Raw genomic sequence first — 16658 nt, forward strand, 5'->3', positions numbered from 1 at the left:
ATGGCAAGGCTTGCAATCAATCCGGCCGGCATCGCACCGTCCAGACCAGGCCGGCGGTGAGGCCGGCGAGCAAAAGCACGTGGTAGACCACGTCGGGCACCGTGCGCGGGCCGATGCCCGCGACGATGGTGCCAAGGCCGACCAGCGTGCCCAGCAGGGCAAAGCCCTGTCCGGCGATCGCCGCCGTGCGGGCATGCGCGGGGCGGCGCCAGGTTTCGAGCGCCGCGAGCACCAGCACGGTGGCGATCACGGCCTCGGCGGTGCGGGCCTGCGGATGCGCGTGGCCGGCCACGAGCCAGCCGCCGTGCACCGCCGACGCGACGGCGAGCGTGAGCGCCTCGCCCAGCATCACGGTGCGCGCGAGCGCGGGGCGCATCAGGGGACGCGAACGGGCCACGGCACTCACCACGGATCGGCGCGGCCGATGCGACCGAGGTGGGTGGACGCAAAACCGGTCGCGTACTTCAGGCCGAAGCCCAGCGCATGGTCGAGCCCGACGCGAGCCAGCCAGATCAGGCCGCCGGCCACCGCCCACGGCTGCGCCGCGAACACGCCCAGCGCCAGCAGCAGCACCGGCCCGATCAGCGCATGCGCCGCGTTGTACAGCGCCGCGCCGACGCGCGGCCCCGCGAGGTAGCCGAGCAGCGAGAGGTCGGGCGCGAACAGCCAGAGCGCGAACACGCCCCAGCCCATGCCGAACTGGGCATAGCCGACCAGCGCCACCGCGAGCACCACCGCGCCTTCGAAGCGCAGCACGGTGCGCACGCCGTCTACGGCCGGTGCTTCGGGTTCGCGGGACACCACGGAGGCAACGTGGTGCTGCGACGCCCGCAGCGCGGGTCGATGCAGCGACACGAAGCGCGCCCAGCCCGGGGGCGAGCCGATTTCAGCCATGGCGCGACCAGCGGCGGCCGCCGCGCTCCATGAAGTCACGCACCTTCTGTTGCTGGGCGGGATTCAGGTGGTCGAAGAAGTCGGCCGCGGCGGCGATGACCTCGGGGCTGCCGGTGCGCACCACGGCGGTCTTCTCTTCGATCAGGCGCGCGGCGCCGGCCTGGTCGAGCGTGTTGCCCGCGAACAGCGCCTTGAACTGCGAGCGCGGATCGCCCGAGCCGCCTGCGCCGCGCATCGCCTGGCGCTGCGCCTGCAGCTTCTCGGCGAGCACGGTGAGCTTCTGCTTCTGTGCGGCGTCGAGTTCGAGCTTGCTGCCGACGCGCTCGACCATCTTGGCGCGGAACTCGGCGCTGTCGCCGCCCCAGCCGTGGCGGTTGCCGGCACAGCCGGCGATGCTGCCGGCCACGACGGCCAGGCCGGCGAATCCGAACAGGGTTCGTTTGATCCAGTGCTTCATGGGGGTGCTCCTTCATGCGCCCCTGCGCGGGGCTGCTTCAGTGATGAACGTGGCGACGGCGGCGACGCATGCGCCGCAGTGGCTCAGAAGGTGCGAATGAATCCGGCGTGGCCGAGCAGCCTGTCCAGGCGCGTCCCCTCAAGGCGCAAAGCGCAGCCATAGCTCGGGCTATGGCGAGCATTTGCAACGCCGAGGGGGCGTGTCTGGGCGGGATGAGCGGACATGGCGGGTTCGTTCACACCTTCTCAGAGACGGTTGCCGCTGTCGCGCGCGGCGGCGGCACGCGCGTCGACGGGGTTCTGCATGGTCGAGATGACCTTGCTGTTCACGCGCGAGCCGGAGGTCACGTTCTGGTCGGGTGCGGCAGCGGTGCGCACGGCTTCGGCGATGACGCGGGCGCGGTCGGTCGACACGGCCACGGTTTCGGGACCGCGCGAACCGCGCACGACGTTCTGGTCGGGGGCGGCGGCGGCACGCACGGCTTCGGCGTTGACATCGGCGCGGCTCATGGCCGACACGGGCGCGTGGACGCCCTCGTAGCTTTCAGCCTTGGCGCCGGCGGCGGCGAGCATGGCGAAGGAACCGACAGCGACGAGCTGGGCGAGGGAGAAGGACGACTTGACGATCATGATGCAGGCCTTTCTTTCAGGGGTTGGAAGAGGAGACCTGATGGTGCGCGTCGATGCCCGGCGAGTCCTTTCACCGCCGTATCGCCGTATTTCGGTTTGTTTCGTCCGCCCCGCAACCCACCGTTTTCACGGTGCACCACGAAGACAAAGGTATGCGAAAGCGCGGGCTCAGCCCGCGAGTGCGGCGGCGGGATCGTCCGCGTCGAGCACGCCCCGCGCCCAGGGCTCGAGCTTGCCCGTGTCGGCACGCAGCACTTCCTGCTTCACGGCGAGGATGCGCGACGGGTGCATCGAGAAGCTGCGCAGGCCCAGGCCCAGCAGCAGGCGCGTGAAGGCGACGTCGCCCGCCATCTCGCCGCACACCGACACACCCTTGCCCTGGCGACGGCACTCGGTGATGGTGTCGGCCACGAGCTTGAGCACCGCGGGGTGCGCGGGGTCGTACAGGTGGGCGACGGCTTCGTCGGCGCGGTCGATGGCCAGTGTGTACTGGATCAGGTCGTTGGTGCCGATCGACAGGAAGTCGAAGTGCTTCAGGAAGGTCTTGAGCGTGAGCGCGGCGGCCGGGATCTCGATCATGGCGCCGAGCTTGACCGGGCCGTACACCGCGCCGCGGTTGTCGAGTTCGGCGCGCGCGAAGTCGATCAGCGACAGCGTCTGGCGGATCTCGCTGGCGTGCGCGAGCATCGGAATGAGCAGGTGGATCTCGCCGTGCGCCGCCGCACGCAGGATGGCGCGCAGCTGCGTGAGGAACATTGCCGGATCGGCCAGGCTCCAGCGGATGGCGCGCAGGCCGAGCGCGGGGTTCAGGTGCTCCTGCTTGCTGGCCGACTTGCCGTCCAGCGGCTTGTCGGCGCCGACGTCGATGGTGCGGATGGTCACGGGCATGCCCTGCATGCCCTCGACCGCGCGCTTGTAGGCCTGGTACTGCTCTTCTTCGTCGGGCAGGCGCGTCTGGCGCGCCGAGTTCTCGCGGCCCATGAAGAGGAATTCGCTGCGGAACAGGCCCACGCCCACGGCGCCGGCCTTGACGGCGCCCTGGGTGTCTTCGGGCATCTCGATGTTGGCCAGCAGCTCGACGCGCTGGCCGTCGAGCGTGACGGCGGGCTTGTGGCGCAGCCGCGCGAGCCGGCCGCGTTCGAGGTCGCCCTGGCGCTGCTTGAAGCCGTACTCGGCCAGGATGATCGGCGACGGGTCGACGATCATCACGCCGGCCTCGCCGTCGATGATGACCCAGTCGTCCTGGCGCACCAGCTGGCTCGCGGAGCGCGCGCCGACGATGGCCGGGATGTCCATGCTGCGCGCCACGATGGCGGTGTGCGAGGTGCGCCCGCCCACGTCGGTCACGAAACCCGCGAACACGCTCTTCTTGAACTGCAGCATGTCGGCCGGCGAGAGGTCGTGCGCAATGAGCACCAGCGGCACGTCGAAGCCGTCGCCCGCGGTGGGATCGTCGTCTTCGTCGTCGTGGTCGTGATGCGCGGCGGCGCGCTTGCGCCGCGGCGGGCTCGGCGCGAGCACGGCGGCCGTGCCCTTCATGCGATGCAGCATGCGCTCGACCACCTGTTCGAGGTCGGCCTTGCGCTCGCGCAGGTACGGGTCCTCCATCTCGTCGAACTGGCGCGCGATGATTTCGAGCTGCGTGGTCAGCGCCCATTCGGCGTTGTACAGCCGCTCGCTGATCCAGTGCTTCACGCCGCCGCTGAGCACGTCGTCCTGCAGCAGCATCTGGTGCACCTCGAGCAGCGCCGCGAGTTCGTGCGGCGCGTCGTTGGGGCCCATCTGCGCCACGCTGGCCTGCAGCTTGGTGAGCTCGTCGGCCACGGCGTTGCGCGCAGTGCGCACGCGGTCGATCTCGCTCTCGATCTCGTCGGGCTTGATGAAGTAGTGCGCCACGTCGATGCGGCTGGACACCACCAGCACCGCGCGGCCGATGGCAATGCCACGGGCGACTGGGAGGCCGTGGACTGCGAAAGTCATACCTTCAGGCCTCGGGTCCGCTGCGGGCGCGAAGCGCGCGCGAATGCGGGGGATGCCGTCGAACCGGCTTTGCCGGGCGACTGGCATCGCCCCCTGCAAGGGGGTTGGCGTTTACACGCAGTGAAAAAGCCTGGGGGTGAGCCATTTCATTCGCCTTCGCCGAACTTGTCGTCCATGAGCTGGACGATGGCGTTCATGGCTTCATCTTCCTGCGGGCCGTTGGTCTCGAGCTCGACGGTCACGCCGAGGCCGGCGGCCAGCATCATGACGCCCATGATGCTCTTGGCGTTGATGCGGCGGTCGCCGCGCGACAGCCACACCTCGCAGGGGAAGCTGCCCGCGAGCTTGGTCAGCTTGGCCGACGCACGTGCGTGCAGGCCCAGCTTATTGCTGATGGTCACGGATTTCTTGATCACTGTGCTTTCTTTTCGCCTGGTTCTGGGGAGCCGCCACCGCCACCTGCATCACGCCGGCGGTGCCGCCCGCGAGGGCGCGCTGTACCAGCGTGTCGAGCGGTTCGTGGCGGTAGGTGACGGCGCGCAGCAGCATCGGCAGGTTGACACCGGCCACGAGCCGCGAGCGCACGCCGTCCACCAGCTTCTGCGCGACATTGCAGGGCGTGGCGCCGAACACGTCGGCCAGCACCAGCACCTGCGAGCGCGGCGCATGCAGCTGCTGCGCAAGCGTGATGCGCGCGGCGGCCAGCGTTTCTTCGGGCGACACGTTGGGCAGCACGTCGAGCGCCACGACCGCCTGTTCGCAGTCGGGGAACACATGCAGCGCGCACTGCCGCAGCGCCTGTGCGAACGGAGAGTGGGCAATGATGAGGATGCTGTTCATGCGGCTCGGAGGACGACGCGTCGATTATGCGGGGGCGCCCAGAGGAAGTAGAGACATGGATGGAGGACACAACGCGCCAGCCGGGGAAGGCGGCCATTGGCGCCACGGCAACAGCTACAAAAACGATAGCTGCGCCTCACGGCCCGGGCTCAGGGCAGGCGCAGGCCCTCGAAGAAAGTCCTGGCCGCCTCGGGCGACGACGGACGACCGAGCACGGTGGCCTGGTAGAGCGACACAGTGCCGTCTTTCTGCGACTGGGCGAACCAGAGCACCTGGACCGGCGCCACGCCCTGCTGCGCCGACTGCCCGTCGAGCCGCACCGGCGCGGGCACGGCGGTGGCACGCGGCAAGGTGGCCGGTGCCTCGATCACCTGCGCCACGCCGAGCTGGCCCCGCGTGGCCGTGCGCCAGGCCGTGAGCCAGGCCTCGGCCTGCGCCGGGCTGGTGGCGGCGGCATGGGCCACGGCGAAGGTCGCACCGCCGGCTTCGCAGCCGGTCATGTCGACCTGCACCGACTCGGCGCCCAGCGGCAGCGCGCGCTGGGCGCGGTCGGCCTTGCAGGGCAGCAGCGCGACCAGGCCGGCGTCGGCGATCGGCACTTCGCGCCAGTTGAAGGTGGGGCTGCAGGCGCCCAGCGCGGCGGCCAGGGCCAGCACGGGCCAGGAGGGGGAAGGAAGCGAAGGCATCGGTGGACGATTATCGAGCGGCCTTCGGGAGGATGAAGGGCCTGCGCCCACGCGATCCTGCACGCGGAACTAAAATCGCTCCGCCTTTCTCTTTCAGGTGCCCATGAAAAAATACATCGCTGCCGCCGCCGTCGTGATCGCCCTGGCCGCCGGCGTGGGCGTGTACCTCGGTTCGGGCAGCACCACCGCCCCGGCCTCGACCTTCGTGCTGCTCGACGGCACCACCAAGAGCACGGCCGACCTGAAGGGCAAGGTCACGCTGGTCAACTTCTGGGCCACCAGCTGCGTGACCTGCGTGGCCGAGATGCCCAAGGTGATCTCGACCTACGACAAGTACAAGGCCCAGGGCTACGACACGCTGGCGGTGGCCATGAGCTACGACCCGCCGAGCTACGTCGTCAACTTCGCCGAAACCCGCAAGCTGCCGTTCAAGGTGGCGATCGACAACACCGGCAGCGTGGCGCAGGCCTGGGGCGACGTGAAGCTCACCCCAACGACCTTCATCGTCAACAAGAAAGGCGAGATCGTGAAGCGCTACGTGGGCGAGCCCGACTTTGCCGAGCTGCACAAGCTGATCGAGAAACTGCTTGCCGAGGCCTGATCTCCCGGCCCTCCAAAGCAAAAGGCGCTCCGAGGAGCGCCTTTTTCGTTGCGGAAGCCCGCGGCTTACTGGTTGCGGAAGCTGTCGTGGCAGGCCTTGCAGCTCGCGCCGGTCGGGCCGAACTGGGCCTTGAGCGCGTCGATGTTGCCGGCCTTGGCGGCGATGACGAGCTTGCCGGTCTCGGCGATCACCTTGTCCTGGTGCTCCTTGAACTTCGCGGCTTCCTTCCAGACTTCGGGCTTGGCCTTGCCGCCCTCGGTGCCGGCACCGAAGCCGGCCCAGGGCAGCTTGGCCATGTCGGCGACGATCTCGGCGTTGGCGGCAGCGGCGGCAGCGTCGTAGGGCGCCCGGCCGTTGGCCATGGCGCCGAGGCGGCCGAAGTGCTGGGCCATCACGAACAGCGCGCTCTGGCGGTACTTGATGGCATCTTCGGGCTTGGCGAACTGTGCCGCGGCGGGCAGGGACATCGCAGCGCAGGCGGCTGCAAGGGCGAACGAAGCAAAACGGGTCATCGTGGGTCCTTGTGTGGGGTTTCGGCACCGTCGAACGCGGTGCTGCAGGCAGTGTAGGGGCTGCCCGTGTCGGGCGCATAGCAACAACCCGGTGGAAGGACCGGGCCGGACTTTGCTAATCTGCGCCTTCCGCAGCCTCGCGCCCCGGCGCCTTTTTCGATGACCGACACCCTCTCGGTGGCCCGCACACGCGTCTGGGACCTGCCGACACGCCTCTTTCACTGGGCGCTCGCCTTCGCCGTGATCGGCCTGATCGTGACGGGCCTGAACGGCATCATGGAATGGCATTTCCGCCTCGGCTACACCGTGCTGGCGCTGCTGCTGTTCCGGCTGGTCTGGGGGGTCGTGGGCGGGCGCTGGTCGCGTTTCGCGGCCTTCATCTATGCGCCGGGCTCGGTCATCGCCTACCTGCGCGGCAAGTCGCACCCCGACCACCTGATCGGCCACACGCCGCTGGGCGCGCTGTCGGTGTTCGCGGTGCTGGCGCTGTTGATCCTGCAGGTCGCCACCGGGTTGATGGCCGACGACGAGATTTCGGCCTCCGGGCCGCTGACCCGCTTCGTGTCGGGCGCGATGGTGAGCCTGGCGACGGGCTGGCACAAGGCGCAGGGCAAGTGGATCGTGATCGCCCTCGTGAGCCTGCATGTGCTGGCGGTGCTGTTCTATGTGCTGGTCAAGCGGCACCGGCTGGTCGGGCCGATGCTGTCGGGCGACAAGCTGGTGGTCGCGGGTGCGGCCGCCAACGGGAACGGGAACGGCAATGGCAACGGCGTGGCCCCGAGCCGCGACGATGCAGTGTCGCGCACGCTGGCGCTGGTGCTGTTCGCGCTGTGCGCGGGCGTGGCGTTCTGGGTGGCGTCGTTGCGCGTATGAGCGGCTTTTCCGTCTCCCGCCCGCTGCCGCTGTCGGACACGCCGGCGGTGGTGCTCCTCGTGCCCGACGAACCGCATGAAGTCGACGCCGTGCGCGCCATCTTCCGCGACTACGCGGGCTCGCTGACCATCGACCTCGCGTTCCAGGATTTCGATGGCGAGCTGGCCGACCTGCCCGGCGAGTACGCCGAGCCGCGCGGCACCTTGCTGCTGGCGCTGGTCGATCCCGCCCATGTGAACGAAGACGCCGGCCGCGCCGCGCCCACGCTGAAGCGCGCCGACGGCACGCTCGCCCACGTGGCGGGCTGCTGCGCGCTGCGCCCGATCGACACCACGGACTACGCGAACGCAGCGGAAATGAAGCGGCTGTATGTGCGCCCCGGGTTCCGGGGGCTTGGGCTGGGCCGGCAGCTGGCCGAAGCCATCCTCGATGCGGCACGCAGCGCAGGCTATGCCTGCGTGCTGCTCGACACCCTCGACGACATGGAGTCGGCGCGCGCCCTCTACGAAGACCTGGGCTTCGCAGAGGTGCCGCCCTACTATCACAACCCCGTCGCCGGGGCTCACTACCTCAAGGTAGATCTCTAGGCCTGTTTCAGCCGCGGGCTTGTGCGAGCAGCGTGTCGGCGTCGCTCACTTCGAACTTGCCCGGGCCTTCGACGTTCAGCGTCGTGACCTTGCCGTCTTTCACGAGCATCGAGTAACGGTTGCTGCGCAGGCCCATGCCGCGGCCGGTCAGGTCGAGCGTGAGGCCGGTGGCTTTGGCGAAGTCGGCACTGCCGTCGGCCAGCATGCGCACCTTGGCGCCGGTCTTCTGGTCGCGCGCCCAGGCGCCCATCACGAAAGCGTCGTTCACGCTCACGCACCAGATCTCGTCCACGCCGGCGGCCTTGAAGTCGTCGAAGTGCTGCACGTAGCCTGGCACGTGCTTGGCCGAGCAGGTGGGCGTGAAGGCGCCCGGCAGTGCGAACAGCGCGATGGTCTTGCCCGCCGTGGCCTTGGTCACGTCGACCGCGTTCGGGCCGATGCTGCAGCCCTCGCCCTCGACTTCGGAATATTCCTGCAGGGTGGCCGAAGGAAGGGTGTCGCCGACTTTGATCATGTAATTTGCTCCTGAAAAAGAAAAACGGCCCACATTGTGGGCCGTTTTCGGATGGGTTGCCTCGAGGGCGACCGGGTGCTTGATCAGACCAGGGCGGCCTTCTCGACCAGACGGGTCACAACCCAGTTCTTGGTCTTCGAGATCGGACGGCTTTCCGTGATCTCGATGGTGTCGCCCAGCTTGTACTCGCCCTTTTCGTCATGGGCGTGGTACTTGCTCGTCTTGGCCACGATCTTGCCGTAGAGCTCGTGCTTCACACGGCGCTCGACCAGCACGGTCACGGTCTTGGCACGCTTGTCGCTGACCACCTTGCCGATCAAGGTGCGCTTGAGGGATTTTTTAGCTTCCGTCATGTTCACTCCTTACTTGGCGGCTTGGGTCTCTTGCTCTTTCTGAGCAAGAATGGTCTTGGCGCGAGCGATGTCGCGACGCGTCACGCGCAGCGTCGTGGTGTTCGACAGCTGTTGCGTGGCTTTCTGCATGCGCAGGCCGAAGTGGGCCTTCTGCAGATCCTTGATTTCGGCTTGCAGGCCTGCGACGTCCTTCGTGCGCAGGGTTGCGGCCTTCGTCACCTTGGCCGAAGCCGCGGTTTCTTTCTTCTTACGTGTTGCCATGGGTGTTCTCCTCTCAGGCGCCGAGCTGGCGAGCGACGAACGTCGTACGCAGCGGAAGCTTGGCGGCGGCCAGGCGGAACGCTTCGCGGGCGAGTTCTTCGGGCACGCCGACGATCTCGAACACGATCTTGCCAGGCTGAATTTCAGCGACGTAGTACTCGGGGTTGCCCTTACCGTTACCCATCCGCACTTCAGCGGGCTTGGTAGAGATCGGCTTGTCCGGGAACACGCGGATCCAGATACGGCCACCGCGCTTCACGTGACGCGAAATCGCGCGACGAGCGGCTTCGATCTGGCGCGCCGTGAGGCGACCGCGGTCGGTGCATTTGAGACCGAAGTCACCGAACGCAACCGAGTTACCCGTGGTTGCGATGCCGGTGTTGCGGCCCTTTTGTTCCTTGCGGAACTTTCTGCGTGCAGGTTGCAGCATGTTTTGTTACTCCGTGAGGGCCCCAGGCACTTGCGTGCCCGGGAGCGACCGATTACTCGGTCTTGGCACCGTCCGCTGCTGCAGCGGGCGCGGCTTTGCGGACGCGCTTAACGGCGGGTTTCGAGTCTGCACCGGCACCGCCGGTTGCTTCTGCGGGCTTGTCGCTGCCATCGGCCGGAGCGGTGTTGCCACCGATCGGACCACGGGCACCGGCACGGGGGCCGGGACCACGACGGTCGCCACCCGGACGGTCGCCAGGGCGACCATCACGGCGGGGACCACGCGGGCGGCGCTCTTCGTCCGGACGCGGCGTTTCGACGGCCGGCAGGTCGTTACGACCCAGCGTGTCGCCCTTGTAGACCCAGACCTTGACGCCGATGACGCCGTACGTGGTCTTGGCTTCCGAGGTGCCGTAGTCGATGTCGGCGCGCAGCGTGTGGAGGGGCACGCGACCTTCGCGGTACCACTCGCAACGAGCGATTTCGATGCCGTTCAGGCGGCCCGACGACATGATCTTGATGCCCAGGGCACCCAGACGCATGGCGTTTTGCATGGCGCGCTTCATGGCACGGCGGAACATGATCCGCTTTTCGAGCTGCTGCGTGATGCTGTCGGCGATCAGCTGCGCATCGATTTCAGGCTTGCGCACTTCTTCGATGTTGACTGCAACCGGCACGCCGAGCTGCTTGCCCAGTTCGCGCTTGAGGTTCTCGATGTCTTCGCCCTTCTTGCCGATCACGACGCCCGGACGAGCCGAGTAGATCGTGATGCGTGCGTTCTTGGCGGGACGCTCGATCATGACGCGCGACACCGAAGCGTTCTTCAGCTTCTTCTTCAGGTATTCGCGAACCTTGATGTCTTCGGCCAGCATGCCCGCGAAATCGCGGTCGCTTGCGTACCAACGGCTGGACCAGTTACGGGTGACCGCAAGGCGGAACCCGGTTGGGTGGATTTTCTGTCCCATATTTCTTCCAGGCCTTCTTAGTTGCCAACCGTCACGTACACATGGCACGTGGGCTTGCTGATGCGATTGCCGCGACCCTTGGCGCGCGCCGTGAAGCGCTTGAGCGTTGCACCTTGCTCGACGTAGATGGTCTTGACCTTCAGCTCGTCGATGTCGGCACCGTCGTTGTGCTCGGCGTTGGCAATTGCCGACTCGAGCACCTTCTTGATGATCACAGCGGCCTTCTTCTGCGTGAATTGCAGAACGTTGAGCGCTTGATCGACCTTCTTGCCGCGGATCAGGTCCGCGACCAGACGGCCCTTGTCGACCGACAGGCGGACACCGCGGAGGACTGCACGTGTTTCAGACATGGTCGTTCCTTACTTCTTCTGGACTTTTTTGTCCGCGGGGTGCCCCTTGAACGTGCGCGTGAGCGCAAATTCGCCGAGCTTGTGGCCGACCATCTGGTCGGTGATGTACACGGGCACGTGTTGCTTGCCGTTGTGCACAGCGATGGTCAGACCGATGAACTCGGGCAGAACCATCGAGCGGCGCGACCAGGTCTTGATCGGCTTCTTGTCCTTGTTCGTCACGGCCTTGTCGGCCTTGGCCACCAGGTGGTGGTCGACGAAAGGACCCTTTTTGAGAGAGCGAGTCATTGGCTACCCCTTACTTCTTGCGACGCGACACGATGAAGACCTGCGTGCGCTTGTTGTTACGGGTGCGATAGCCCTTGGTCAGGTTGCCCCACGGGTCGACAGGATGGCGGCCTTCGCCAGTCTTGCCTTCGCCACCACCGTGCGGGTGGTCGACCGGGTTCATCACCACGCCGCGAACGGTCGGGCGGATACCCATGTGACGCTTCACACCGGCCTTGCCGAGCTGGCGCAGGCTGTGTTCTTCGTTCGCCACTTCACCGATGGTCGCGCGGCATTCGATGTGAATGCGGCGGACTTCGCCCGAACGCATGCGGACCTGGGCGTAGACGCCTTCACGGGCCAGCAGCGTGGCCGAGGTACCGGCCGAACGAGCGATCTGCGCACCCTTGCCGGGTTGCAGCTCGATGCAGTGGATCGTCGAACCCACGGGGATGTTGCGGATCGGCAGGGTGTTGCCGGCGCGGATCGGGGCTTCTGCGCCCGACATCAGGGTTGCACCAGCTTCCAGACCGCGCGGGGCGATGATGTAGCGGCGCTCGCCGTCGGCGTAGCAGACCAGAGCGATGTGGGCGGTGCGGTTCGGGTCGTACTCGATGCGTTCGACCTTGGCCGGGATGCCGTCCTTGTTGCGCACGAAGTCGACAATGCGGTAGTGGTGCTTGGCACCACCGCCACGATGGCGGATCGTGATGTGACCGTTGTTGTTACGGCCGGCCTTCTGGAACTGGGGTTCCAGCAGGGCTGCGTGAGGCGCACCCTTGTGCAGGTGGTCACGCGAAATCTTCACCGCGCCGCGTTGGCCCGGCGAAGTGGGTTTCATCTTGATGACGGCCATGATTAAGCGCCTTCCCCGACGAGGTTGAGCTCTTGACCGGCCTTCAGCGTCACATAAGCCTTGCGCACGTTGTCGCGGCGGCCGATGGACTTGCCAAAGCGCTTGGTCTTGCCCTTGGTGTTGAGCACCGACACGCCCTGGACTTCGACCTTGAACATCAGTTCAACAGCGGCCTTGATCTCGGGCTTGGTGGCGTCTTGCAGCACCTTGAAAGTGACAGCGTTCGACTTCTCGCCGACCATCGTGGCCTTTTCGGACACGATCGGTGCGACCAGCACGTTCATGAGACGGCCTTCGTCGAACTTACGTTGTGCAGGGGTGGGGTTCACGCGGCTCATGCGAACATCTCCTTGAGCTTGTCGACGGCACCCTTGGTGACCAGCACCTTCTTGTAGTGAACCAGCGACACCGGATCGGCGTAACGGGGTTCGACCACGAGGATGTTGACCAGATTGCGCGAGGCAAGGTACAGGTTTTCGTCGACTTCTTCGGCGATCACGAGCACGGACTCGAGATTCATTGCCTTGAAACGGGCTGCCAGCGGCTTCGTCTTGGGCGAATCCACGGTCAGCGAATCGACCACGGCCAGACGGCCTTCGCGAGCGAGCTGCGAGAAGATGGCGGCCATGCCGGCGCGGTACATCTTCTTGTTGATCTTCTGCGAGAAGTTTTCGTCAGGCATGTTCGGGAAAATACGACCGCCTCCGCGCCACAGGGGCGAGGACGTCATACCGGCACGGGCGCGGCCCGTTCCCTTTTGCTTGAAAGGCTTCTTGGTCGAGTGCTTGACCTGTTCGCGGTCCTTCTGGGCGCGCGTGCCTTGACGGGCGTTGGCCTGGAATGCAACGACGATCTGGTGAACCAGGTCTTCGTTGTAGTCACGGCCGAACACGGTCTCGGGGGCGTCGTACTTCGACGCGGCCTGGCCTTGTTCGTTCAGGAGTTCGAGTTGCATTACTTCGCTCCTTCAGCCGCTTGCGGCTTGGCCTTGATGGCGGGACGCACGGTGACGAAGCCACCCTTCGAACCCGGGATCGCGCCCTTGATGAGCAGCAGCTGACGTGCTTCGTCGATGCGGAACACGTCGAGGTTTTGCGTCGTGCGGGTGACGTCGCCGAGGTGGCCCGTCATGCGCTTGCCGGGGAACACGCGACCGGGGTCTTGTGCCATGCCGATCGAGCCGGGCACGTTGTGCGAACGGCTGTTACCGTGCGACGCGCGCTGCGAGCTCATGTTGTGACGCTTGATCGTGCCGGCGTAGCCCTTGCCGATGGTCGTGCCTTGCACGTCCACCTTCTGGCCCACGGAGAACACGCTGCTTGCCGCGATCACGCCGCCAGCCTTGTGCTGACCTGCGGTATCGGCGGTGACGCGGAATTCCTGGCTGATTTCACCAGCTTCGACACCCGCCTTGGCGAGGTGGCCGGCTTGGGGCTTGGTCACGCGCGATGCTTTGCGCGAACCGAACGTCACCTGCAGGGCGACGTAGCCATCGGTCTCTTGGGACTTGATCTGGGTCACACGGTTGTTGGACACATCCACCACCGTGACAGGAACTGCGTCCCCGTCATCGGTGAAGAGACGCATCATCCCCACCTTGCGGCCCAGCAACCCGAGGGAGTTGCTCAGACTCATTTGTTTTCTCCAAAAATGGAAGACTTCCTTCGCCGCTGCCACTTCAATTGGCGACAGCGTTTGGCTGGTTTCCCGGCCTGCGAGAGAAGGTTGATAAATCTCTGCCAAAACGGCGCCCGAACGGACGCAACAAGGGCAGAGCCAGAGATTATAGCCCGCAGTCGAACCGGGGCGCAAGTAGCCCTGTTCGGGCCGGATTCAGGGGCTTCCGACCCCGTTTCGGCTGGCTTTCGGGCCTATTTCGCGGGCAGCGAGATGATGTTGTCGCCGCCTGGCAGCGACTTGATCTCGCCGCCGGCCTTCATGGCGGGTGCCGCCGCGCCGGTCTGGATCGGGATGGAAATGGCGCTGGTCCGGCCGCCTTGCGTGATGAACACGTTCAGGTAGGCCAGCCCCTCGCCCTGGCTGACCACCGTGACGGAAGCGTCGGAGCGCTGCCCCGGCGGCAGGCTCAGCGACGCGCTGCCGGACAGCGTCAGCCCCGCATCGACCGTCAACGCCACGCTGGCGCCCGCGGGATCGGTGACGCCGTCGAACTGGAGGACGACCACGGTCGGCTTGCCGGCCTGCGGCGCGCCGCCCAGCCGGTACTGCAGCTTGACGCCGGAATCGTTGGGTTTTCTCGATGCGGTCACCCAGGGCGTGGCGGAGCCCTTCGGGCCTGCAGGTGACAACTTCGCGGTGGTGCGCGTCGGCGGCACCCCGTCGGCCAGGGCGCAGGCCGAGAGCGCGGACAGTGCAAGTCCCGCCGCCAGTGCGGCAGCCAGAGAGAGGCGAGTGTTCAGGATCATCGCGAGCCTTCCCTTCCTTATTGAACGAGCACGCTGAGGCACACCGGCGAAGCAGAGGAGCTCGTCATTGCGGCATCCCGCACCGCCAGAACGTACTCGCCCGCGCTCAGGCTGACCCGGCTGCCCGATCGAGCGATCTCTCCGCCCCGGAAGACGTCGAAGTCCGGCTGCGCGGCGCCCCCGACCGTGATCTGGTAGTCCCGGTTCGCCAGCGCGGTGAAGCGAAGGTAGGCGATGTTGCCGAGCTTGTTGCCCGAGCCCGCCACGTTGGAAACACAGACGTTGTTGAGCATCGCACCAACAGTCAAGGCCCGGTACATCGGCAGCACGCCGGTCACGGTGGGCAACCCGCCATCGTTCGTTTCGCCCGCGCCGAAGGCATCGTTGGAGATGATGTTCTGCGCGCTCAACAGGCTGTTCAGCGCCGAGGCGTTGCCAGGCGACGTCGCATTGAACGCCGCGGCGAAGGCGTGGATCGACGTGACCGCCGCGCCGCTTCGGAACTGGAAGCCGGTCAAGGTGTCGTGGATGGGCTTGAAGCCAGCCTGCCGGTTGAGGTTCCACAGGATGGACTGGACCGACAGTTCGCGGAACCAGCCCGGATTGCTCGAAGGACCGGCCGACAGATCGAGCGGCTTGCCCCCGCCCTGCTGCCCGCCGGCAGTCGAATCCACATAGTTGCTTCGATTGAGGGCGATGCCCGACCACGCATTGCCCCAGCCCTCGGACAACGCGAGCCGGCGGTCGAGACGATCGGTCCCGTCATGCTCGCCGCCCATCGAATCGTCGCGGCTGAAGGCCGACTGGTAGTAGTGCCCCCACTCGTGCGCGATCACCGGCGCATCGAACTCGTCGGTGTCGACGTCTTCCTTGCCGAGCACATAGATCTGCCGGCCGCTGCTTCCGTTGTTGAAGAAGAAGGTCGTGCCGATCTGGCCCGCCGCCAGGCTACCGGCCGAGGGCGTGTTGTTGATGCTCCAGAAGACCTTCAGCGGAGGGAACGCCGAAGCCGGCGCCACCGACAGCACCTTCTGCATGGAGGTGTAGACCGTGTCGAGCACGGCGAACGGCGCCGCGACCCGCGTCCCGCTGTATCGCGAGCCGTCCCAGCCGCTGTCCGCCCGCAGGTCGCGCGTCAACGCCGCGCTCCCCGACGAGAAGCTCGGCGACTGCATGGAATACATGGCGTCGCTGCGGGTGTTGTCGCGCACCGTGACGTCCCAGGTGGCACCCGAGCCGGTCCGGGTCAACTGGGCTCGCACGCGCACAGCGATGTTCGTGTTGGCCGGCACCGAGACCGCGTAGTTGCCACCGTCATCCGTGGTGGTCAGCGCGAGTTGCGCCGATGTGTTGGCATCGATCACTTCCACCGTGGCGCCGCGCACGGGCTTGGCCGTGGTGTCCGCGTACACGAGGGGGCCGTTGTTGTTCGGCACCGAGTCGTAGGTGGCTTTCCCGCTCAGGGCGACCGGGTTCAGCACGATCGGCAGGCCGATGGGAAACCCACCGCCGCCTCCGCCACCACCGCCGCCCCCACCGCCGCCCCCACCGCAACCCGCCAGCAATGCCGCGGCGATGCACGCCGCACCGAATGCAAAAGAGAACTTCTGGCTCATCACGTGTGCTGCCCTCATTTCAGCCCCGGCGCACTGCGTCCTGCAGGCCGGTGCGCGAGGATGCCACAGTTGAGAATCAAACGTGAAGCACAAAAAAGCCCGCCTGCATTTCTGCGGGCGGGCTGTGCTCGGAATGCGACGCGAGGTCGAATTACTGCAGCTTGATCTCGACGTCGACGCCGGCCGGCAGGTCGAGCTTCATCAGCGCGTCCACGGTCTTGTCGGTGGGATCAACGATGTCCATCAGGCGCTGGTGCGTGCGGATTTCCAGCTGGTCGCGCGACGTCTTGTTGACGTGCGGCGAACGCAGGATGTCGAAACGCTTCATGCGGGTCGGCAGGGGCACGGGGCCCTTGACGATCGCGCCGGTGCGCTTGGCGGTGTCCACGATTTCAGCGGCCGACTGGTCGATCAGCTTGTAGTCGAATGCCTTCAGGCGGATGCGGATCTTTTGCTTGGTAGCCATGGTGATTCCTTTGCTTCCAGCTTAGATGTCGAGGATCTTGGCCACGACGCCCGAACCCACGGTACGGCCGCCTTCACGGATGGCGAAGCGCAGGCC

Annotated in this window: 27 protein-coding genes; 3 read left to right on the top strand and 24 right to left on the bottom strand. The window is 66.4% G+C overall.

Annotated elements, in window-relative coordinates:
• Positions 1 to 16 precede the first annotated feature (16 nt).
• The 8 genes from AC3WQM_RS27085 to AC3WQM_RS27120 all read right to left on the bottom strand — a co-directional run bounded on the left by AC3WQM_RS27085 (position 17) and on the right by AC3WQM_RS27120 (position 5486).
• Complete coding sequence (locus tag AC3WQM_RS27085; RefSeq protein ID WP_492683092.1) at positions 17 to 397, bottom strand: hypothetical protein; 381 nt, start codon at positions 395 to 397, stop codon at positions 17 to 19.
• Between the two features lie 5 nt (positions 398 to 402).
• Positions 403 to 894: a DUF4260 domain-containing protein gene (locus tag AC3WQM_RS27090; protein WP_492683094.1), complete on the bottom strand. Its 492-nt coding sequence runs from the start codon at positions 892 to 894 to the stop codon at positions 403 to 405.
• Positions 887 to 1351: a Spy/CpxP family protein refolding chaperone gene (locus AC3WQM_RS27095; RefSeq protein WP_492683096.1), complete on the bottom strand. Its 465-nt coding sequence runs from the start codon at positions 1349 to 1351 to the stop codon at positions 887 to 889. Before AC3WQM_RS27095 ends, AC3WQM_RS27090 begins: the two co-directional genes overlap by 8 nt.
• A gap of 245 nt (positions 1352 to 1596) precedes the next feature.
• Entirely contained in the window at positions 1597 to 1980 is a 384-nt protein-coding gene (locus AC3WQM_RS27100) for a hypothetical protein (protein WP_062478905.1), read from the bottom strand.
• Positions 1981 to 2148: 168 nt separating this feature from the next.
• Entirely contained in the window at positions 2149 to 3960 is a 1812-nt protein-coding gene (gene ptsP, locus AC3WQM_RS27105; RefSeq protein ID WP_492683098.1) for a phosphoenolpyruvate--protein phosphotransferase, read from the bottom strand.
• Between the two features lie 146 nt (positions 3961 to 4106).
• Positions 4107 to 4376 carry an HPr family phosphocarrier protein gene (locus AC3WQM_RS27110; RefSeq protein ID WP_062478901.1) on the bottom strand — a complete coding sequence of 90 codons (270 nt, stop codon included), beginning with the start codon at positions 4374 to 4376 and terminating at the stop codon, positions 4107 to 4109.
• Complete coding sequence (locus AC3WQM_RS27115; RefSeq protein WP_062478898.1) at positions 4345 to 4800, bottom strand: PTS sugar transporter subunit IIA; 456 nt, start codon at positions 4798 to 4800, stop codon at positions 4345 to 4347. Before AC3WQM_RS27115 ends, AC3WQM_RS27110 begins: the two co-directional genes overlap by 32 nt.
• Positions 4801 to 4949: 149 nt before the next feature.
• Entirely contained in the window at positions 4950 to 5486 is a 537-nt protein-coding gene (locus AC3WQM_RS27120) for a hypothetical protein (protein ID WP_492683100.1), read from the bottom strand.
• Positions 5487 to 5589: 103 nt separating this feature from the next.
• On the opposite strand from AC3WQM_RS27120, the gene AC3WQM_RS27125 reads away from it, so the two are divergent.
• Positions 5590 to 6087: a TlpA disulfide reductase family protein gene (locus AC3WQM_RS27125; RefSeq protein WP_369645454.1), complete on the top strand. Its 498-nt coding sequence runs from the start codon at positions 5590 to 5592 to the stop codon at positions 6085 to 6087.
• Between the two features lie 65 nt (positions 6088 to 6152).
• On the opposite strand, the gene AC3WQM_RS27130 is transcribed toward AC3WQM_RS27125, so the two are convergent.
• Positions 6153 to 6599 (bottom strand): c-type cytochrome, encoded by a 447-nt coding sequence (locus tag AC3WQM_RS27130; protein ID WP_489061996.1) that lies wholly within the window; start codon positions 6597 to 6599, stop codon positions 6153 to 6155.
• A 159-nt stretch (positions 6600 to 6758) separates the two neighbouring features.
• Here AC3WQM_RS27130 and AC3WQM_RS27135 point away from each other — a divergent pair, with 159 nt between their 5' ends.
• Both AC3WQM_RS27135 and AC3WQM_RS27140 read left to right on the top strand, forming a co-directional pair.
• Positions 6759 to 7472 carry a cytochrome b/b6 domain-containing protein gene (locus AC3WQM_RS27135; RefSeq protein WP_307696670.1) on the top strand — a complete coding sequence of 238 codons (714 nt, stop codon included), beginning with the start codon at positions 6759 to 6761 and terminating at the stop codon, positions 7470 to 7472.
• Positions 7469 to 8059, top strand: coding sequence for a GNAT family N-acetyltransferase (locus tag AC3WQM_RS27140; RefSeq protein WP_492683102.1), 591 nt, complete (start codon positions 7469 to 7471; stop codon positions 8057 to 8059). Before AC3WQM_RS27135 ends, AC3WQM_RS27140 begins: the two co-directional genes overlap by 4 nt.
• A 7-nt stretch (positions 8060 to 8066) precedes the next feature.
• Here the strand turns inward: AC3WQM_RS27140 and AC3WQM_RS27145 are convergent, their stop codons facing one another.
• From AC3WQM_RS27145 to AC3WQM_RS27215, 15 genes are all read right to left on the bottom strand, one after another.
• Positions 8067 to 8573, bottom strand: a complete 507-nt coding sequence (locus tag AC3WQM_RS27145; RefSeq protein ID WP_492683104.1) for a peroxiredoxin — start codon at positions 8571 to 8573, stop codon at positions 8067 to 8069.
• Between the two features lie 83 nt (positions 8574 to 8656).
• The gene (gene rpsQ, locus AC3WQM_RS27150) at positions 8657 to 8926 is read right to left on the bottom strand and encodes a 30S ribosomal protein S17 (RefSeq protein WP_056576548.1); all 270 of its coding nucleotides are present in this window, start codon (positions 8924 to 8926) and stop codon (positions 8657 to 8659) included.
• A 9-nt stretch (positions 8927 to 8935) separates the two neighbouring features.
• Positions 8936 to 9145: a 50S ribosomal protein L29 gene (rpmC, locus tag AC3WQM_RS27155; protein ID WP_056577224.1), complete on the bottom strand. Its 210-nt coding sequence runs from the start codon at positions 9143 to 9145 to the stop codon at positions 8936 to 8938.
• 55 nt (positions 9146 to 9200) lie between these two features.
• Positions 9201 to 9617, bottom strand: coding sequence for a 50S ribosomal protein L16 (gene rplP, locus AC3WQM_RS27160; protein ID WP_007838137.1), 417 nt, complete (start codon positions 9615 to 9617; stop codon positions 9201 to 9203).
• A 52-nt stretch (positions 9618 to 9669) separates the two neighbouring features.
• A complete protein-coding gene (gene rpsC / locus AC3WQM_RS27165) occupies positions 9670 to 10581 on the bottom strand; it encodes a 30S ribosomal protein S3 (protein WP_056576551.1) in 912 nt (303 codons plus the stop codon).
• A 17-nt stretch (positions 10582 to 10598) separates the two neighbouring features.
• Positions 10599 to 10931, bottom strand: a complete 333-nt coding sequence (rplV, locus tag AC3WQM_RS27170) for a 50S ribosomal protein L22 (protein ID WP_007838134.1) — start codon at positions 10929 to 10931, stop codon at positions 10599 to 10601.
• A 9-nt stretch (positions 10932 to 10940) separates the two neighbouring features.
• Positions 10941 to 11219, bottom strand: a complete 279-nt coding sequence (gene rpsS, locus AC3WQM_RS27175; RefSeq protein ID WP_062478874.1) for a 30S ribosomal protein S19 — start codon at positions 11217 to 11219, stop codon at positions 10941 to 10943.
• Between the two features lie 10 nt (positions 11220 to 11229).
• A complete protein-coding gene (gene rplB / locus AC3WQM_RS27180) occupies positions 11230 to 12054 on the bottom strand; it encodes a 50S ribosomal protein L2 (RefSeq protein WP_056576555.1) in 825 nt (274 codons plus the stop codon).
• Positions 12055 to 12056: 2 nt separating this feature from the next.
• On the bottom strand, positions 12057 to 12392 hold the full coding sequence (gene rplW / locus AC3WQM_RS27185) for a 50S ribosomal protein L23 (protein ID WP_056576559.1): 336 nt from the start codon (positions 12390 to 12392) through the stop codon (positions 12057 to 12059).
• On the bottom strand, positions 12389 to 13009 hold the full coding sequence (gene rplD, locus AC3WQM_RS27190; protein ID WP_013543942.1) for a 50S ribosomal protein L4: 621 nt from the start codon (positions 13007 to 13009) through the stop codon (positions 12389 to 12391). The genes rplW and rplD overlap by 4 nt, the downstream gene beginning before the upstream one ends.
• Positions 13009 to 13689 (bottom strand): 50S ribosomal protein L3, encoded by a 681-nt coding sequence (rplC, locus tag AC3WQM_RS27195; protein WP_489061989.1) that lies wholly within the window; start codon positions 13687 to 13689, stop codon positions 13009 to 13011. The genes rplD and rplC overlap by 1 nt, the downstream gene beginning before the upstream one ends.
• Positions 13690 to 13925: 236 nt before the next feature.
• Positions 13926 to 14480, bottom strand: a complete 555-nt coding sequence (locus tag AC3WQM_RS27200; protein WP_492683106.1) for a hypothetical protein — start codon at positions 14478 to 14480, stop codon at positions 13926 to 13928.
• Between the two features lie 17 nt (positions 14481 to 14497).
• A complete protein-coding gene (locus tag AC3WQM_RS27205; protein ID WP_492683108.1) occupies positions 14498 to 16096 on the bottom strand; it encodes a hypothetical protein in 1599 nt (532 codons plus the stop codon).
• 151 nt (positions 16097 to 16247) lie between these two features.
• Positions 16248 to 16562, bottom strand: a complete 315-nt coding sequence (gene rpsJ, locus AC3WQM_RS27210) for a 30S ribosomal protein S10 (protein ID WP_007838118.1) — start codon at positions 16560 to 16562, stop codon at positions 16248 to 16250.
• Positions 16563 to 16583: 21 nt separating this feature from the next.
• Positions 16584 to 16658, bottom strand: a 75-nt coding sequence (locus AC3WQM_RS27215; protein WP_492679784.1) for an EF-Tu C-terminal domain-related protein, incomplete at its 5' end; no start/stop codon positions are given.

The organism is Variovorax sp. FW301-JW7, from assembly GCF_058788795.1.

What these genes read in the sequence shown, in the direction of transcription:
- AC3WQM_RS27090 (WP_492683094.1), bottom strand. Translation starts at nt 894, where the DNA reads ATGGCTGAAATCGGCTCGCCCCCGGGCTGGGCGCGCTTCGTGTCGCTG.
- AC3WQM_RS27095 (WP_492683096.1), bottom strand. Translation starts at nt 1,351, where the DNA reads ATGAAGCACTGGATCAAACGAACCCTGTTCGGATTCGCCGGCCTGGCC.
- AC3WQM_RS27100 (WP_062478905.1), bottom strand. Translation starts at nt 1,980, where the DNA reads ATGATCGTCAAGTCGTCCTTCTCCCTCGCCCAGCTCGTCGCTGTCGGT.
- ptsP (WP_492683098.1), bottom strand. Translation starts at nt 3,960, where the DNA reads ATGACTTTCGCAGTCCACGGCCTCCCAGTCGCCCGTGGCATTGCCATC.
- AC3WQM_RS27115 (WP_062478898.1), bottom strand. Translation starts at nt 4,800, where the DNA reads ATGAACAGCATCCTCATCATTGCCCACTCTCCGTTCGCACAGGCGCTG.
- AC3WQM_RS27120 (WP_492683100.1), bottom strand. Translation starts at nt 5,486, where the DNA reads ATGCCTTCGCTTCCTTCCCCCTCCTGGCCCGTGCTGGCCCTGGCCGCC.
- AC3WQM_RS27125 (WP_369645454.1), top strand. Translation starts at nt 5,590, where the DNA reads ATGAAAAAATACATCGCTGCCGCCGCCGTCGTGATCGCCCTGGCCGCC.
- AC3WQM_RS27130 (WP_489061996.1), bottom strand. Translation starts at nt 6,599, where the DNA reads ATGACCCGTTTTGCTTCGTTCGCCCTTGCAGCCGCCTGCGCTGCGATG.
- AC3WQM_RS27135 (WP_307696670.1), top strand. Translation starts at nt 6,759, where the DNA reads ATGACCGACACCCTCTCGGTGGCCCGCACACGCGTCTGGGACCTGCCG.
- AC3WQM_RS27140 (WP_492683102.1), top strand. Translation starts at nt 7,469, where the DNA reads ATGAGCGGCTTTTCCGTCTCCCGCCCGCTGCCGCTGTCGGACACGCCG.
- AC3WQM_RS27145 (WP_492683104.1), bottom strand. Translation starts at nt 8,573, where the DNA reads ATGATCAAAGTCGGCGACACCCTTCCTTCGGCCACCCTGCAGGAATAT.
- rpsQ (WP_056576548.1), bottom strand. Translation starts at nt 8,926, where the DNA reads ATGACGGAAGCTAAAAAATCCCTCAAGCGCACCTTGATCGGCAAGGTG.
- rplP (WP_007838137.1), bottom strand. Translation starts at nt 9,617, where the DNA reads ATGCTGCAACCTGCACGCAGAAAGTTCCGCAAGGAACAAAAGGGCCGC.
- rpsC (WP_056576551.1), bottom strand. Translation starts at nt 10,581, where the DNA reads ATGGGACAGAAAATCCACCCAACCGGGTTCCGCCTTGCGGTCACCCGT.
- rplV (WP_007838134.1), bottom strand. Translation starts at nt 10,931, where the DNA reads ATGTCTGAAACACGTGCAGTCCTCCGCGGTGTCCGCCTGTCGGTCGAC.
- rpsS (WP_062478874.1), bottom strand. Translation starts at nt 11,219, where the DNA reads ATGACTCGCTCTCTCAAAAAGGGTCCTTTCGTCGACCACCACCTGGTG.
- rplB (WP_056576555.1), bottom strand. Translation starts at nt 12,054, where the DNA reads ATGGCCGTCATCAAGATGAAACCCACTTCGCCGGGCCAACGCGGCGCG.
- rplW (WP_056576559.1), bottom strand. Translation starts at nt 12,392, where the DNA reads ATGAGCCGCGTGAACCCCACCCCTGCACAACGTAAGTTCGACGAAGGC.
- rplD (WP_013543942.1), bottom strand. Translation starts at nt 13,009, where the DNA reads ATGCAACTCGAACTCCTGAACGAACAAGGCCAGGCCGCGTCGAAGTAC.
- rplC (WP_489061989.1), bottom strand. Translation starts at nt 13,689, where the DNA reads ATGAGTCTGAGCAACTCCCTCGGGTTGCTGGGCCGCAAGGTGGGGATG.
- AC3WQM_RS27200 (WP_492683106.1), bottom strand. Translation starts at nt 14,480, where the DNA reads ATGATCCTGAACACTCGCCTCTCTCTGGCTGCCGCACTGGCGGCGGGA.
- AC3WQM_RS27205 (WP_492683108.1), bottom strand. Translation starts at nt 16,096, where the DNA reads ATGAGCCAGAAGTTCTCTTTTGCATTCGGTGCGGCGTGCATCGCCGCG.
- rpsJ (WP_007838118.1), bottom strand. Translation starts at nt 16,562, where the DNA reads ATGGCTACCAAGCAAAAGATCCGCATCCGCCTGAAGGCATTCGACTAC.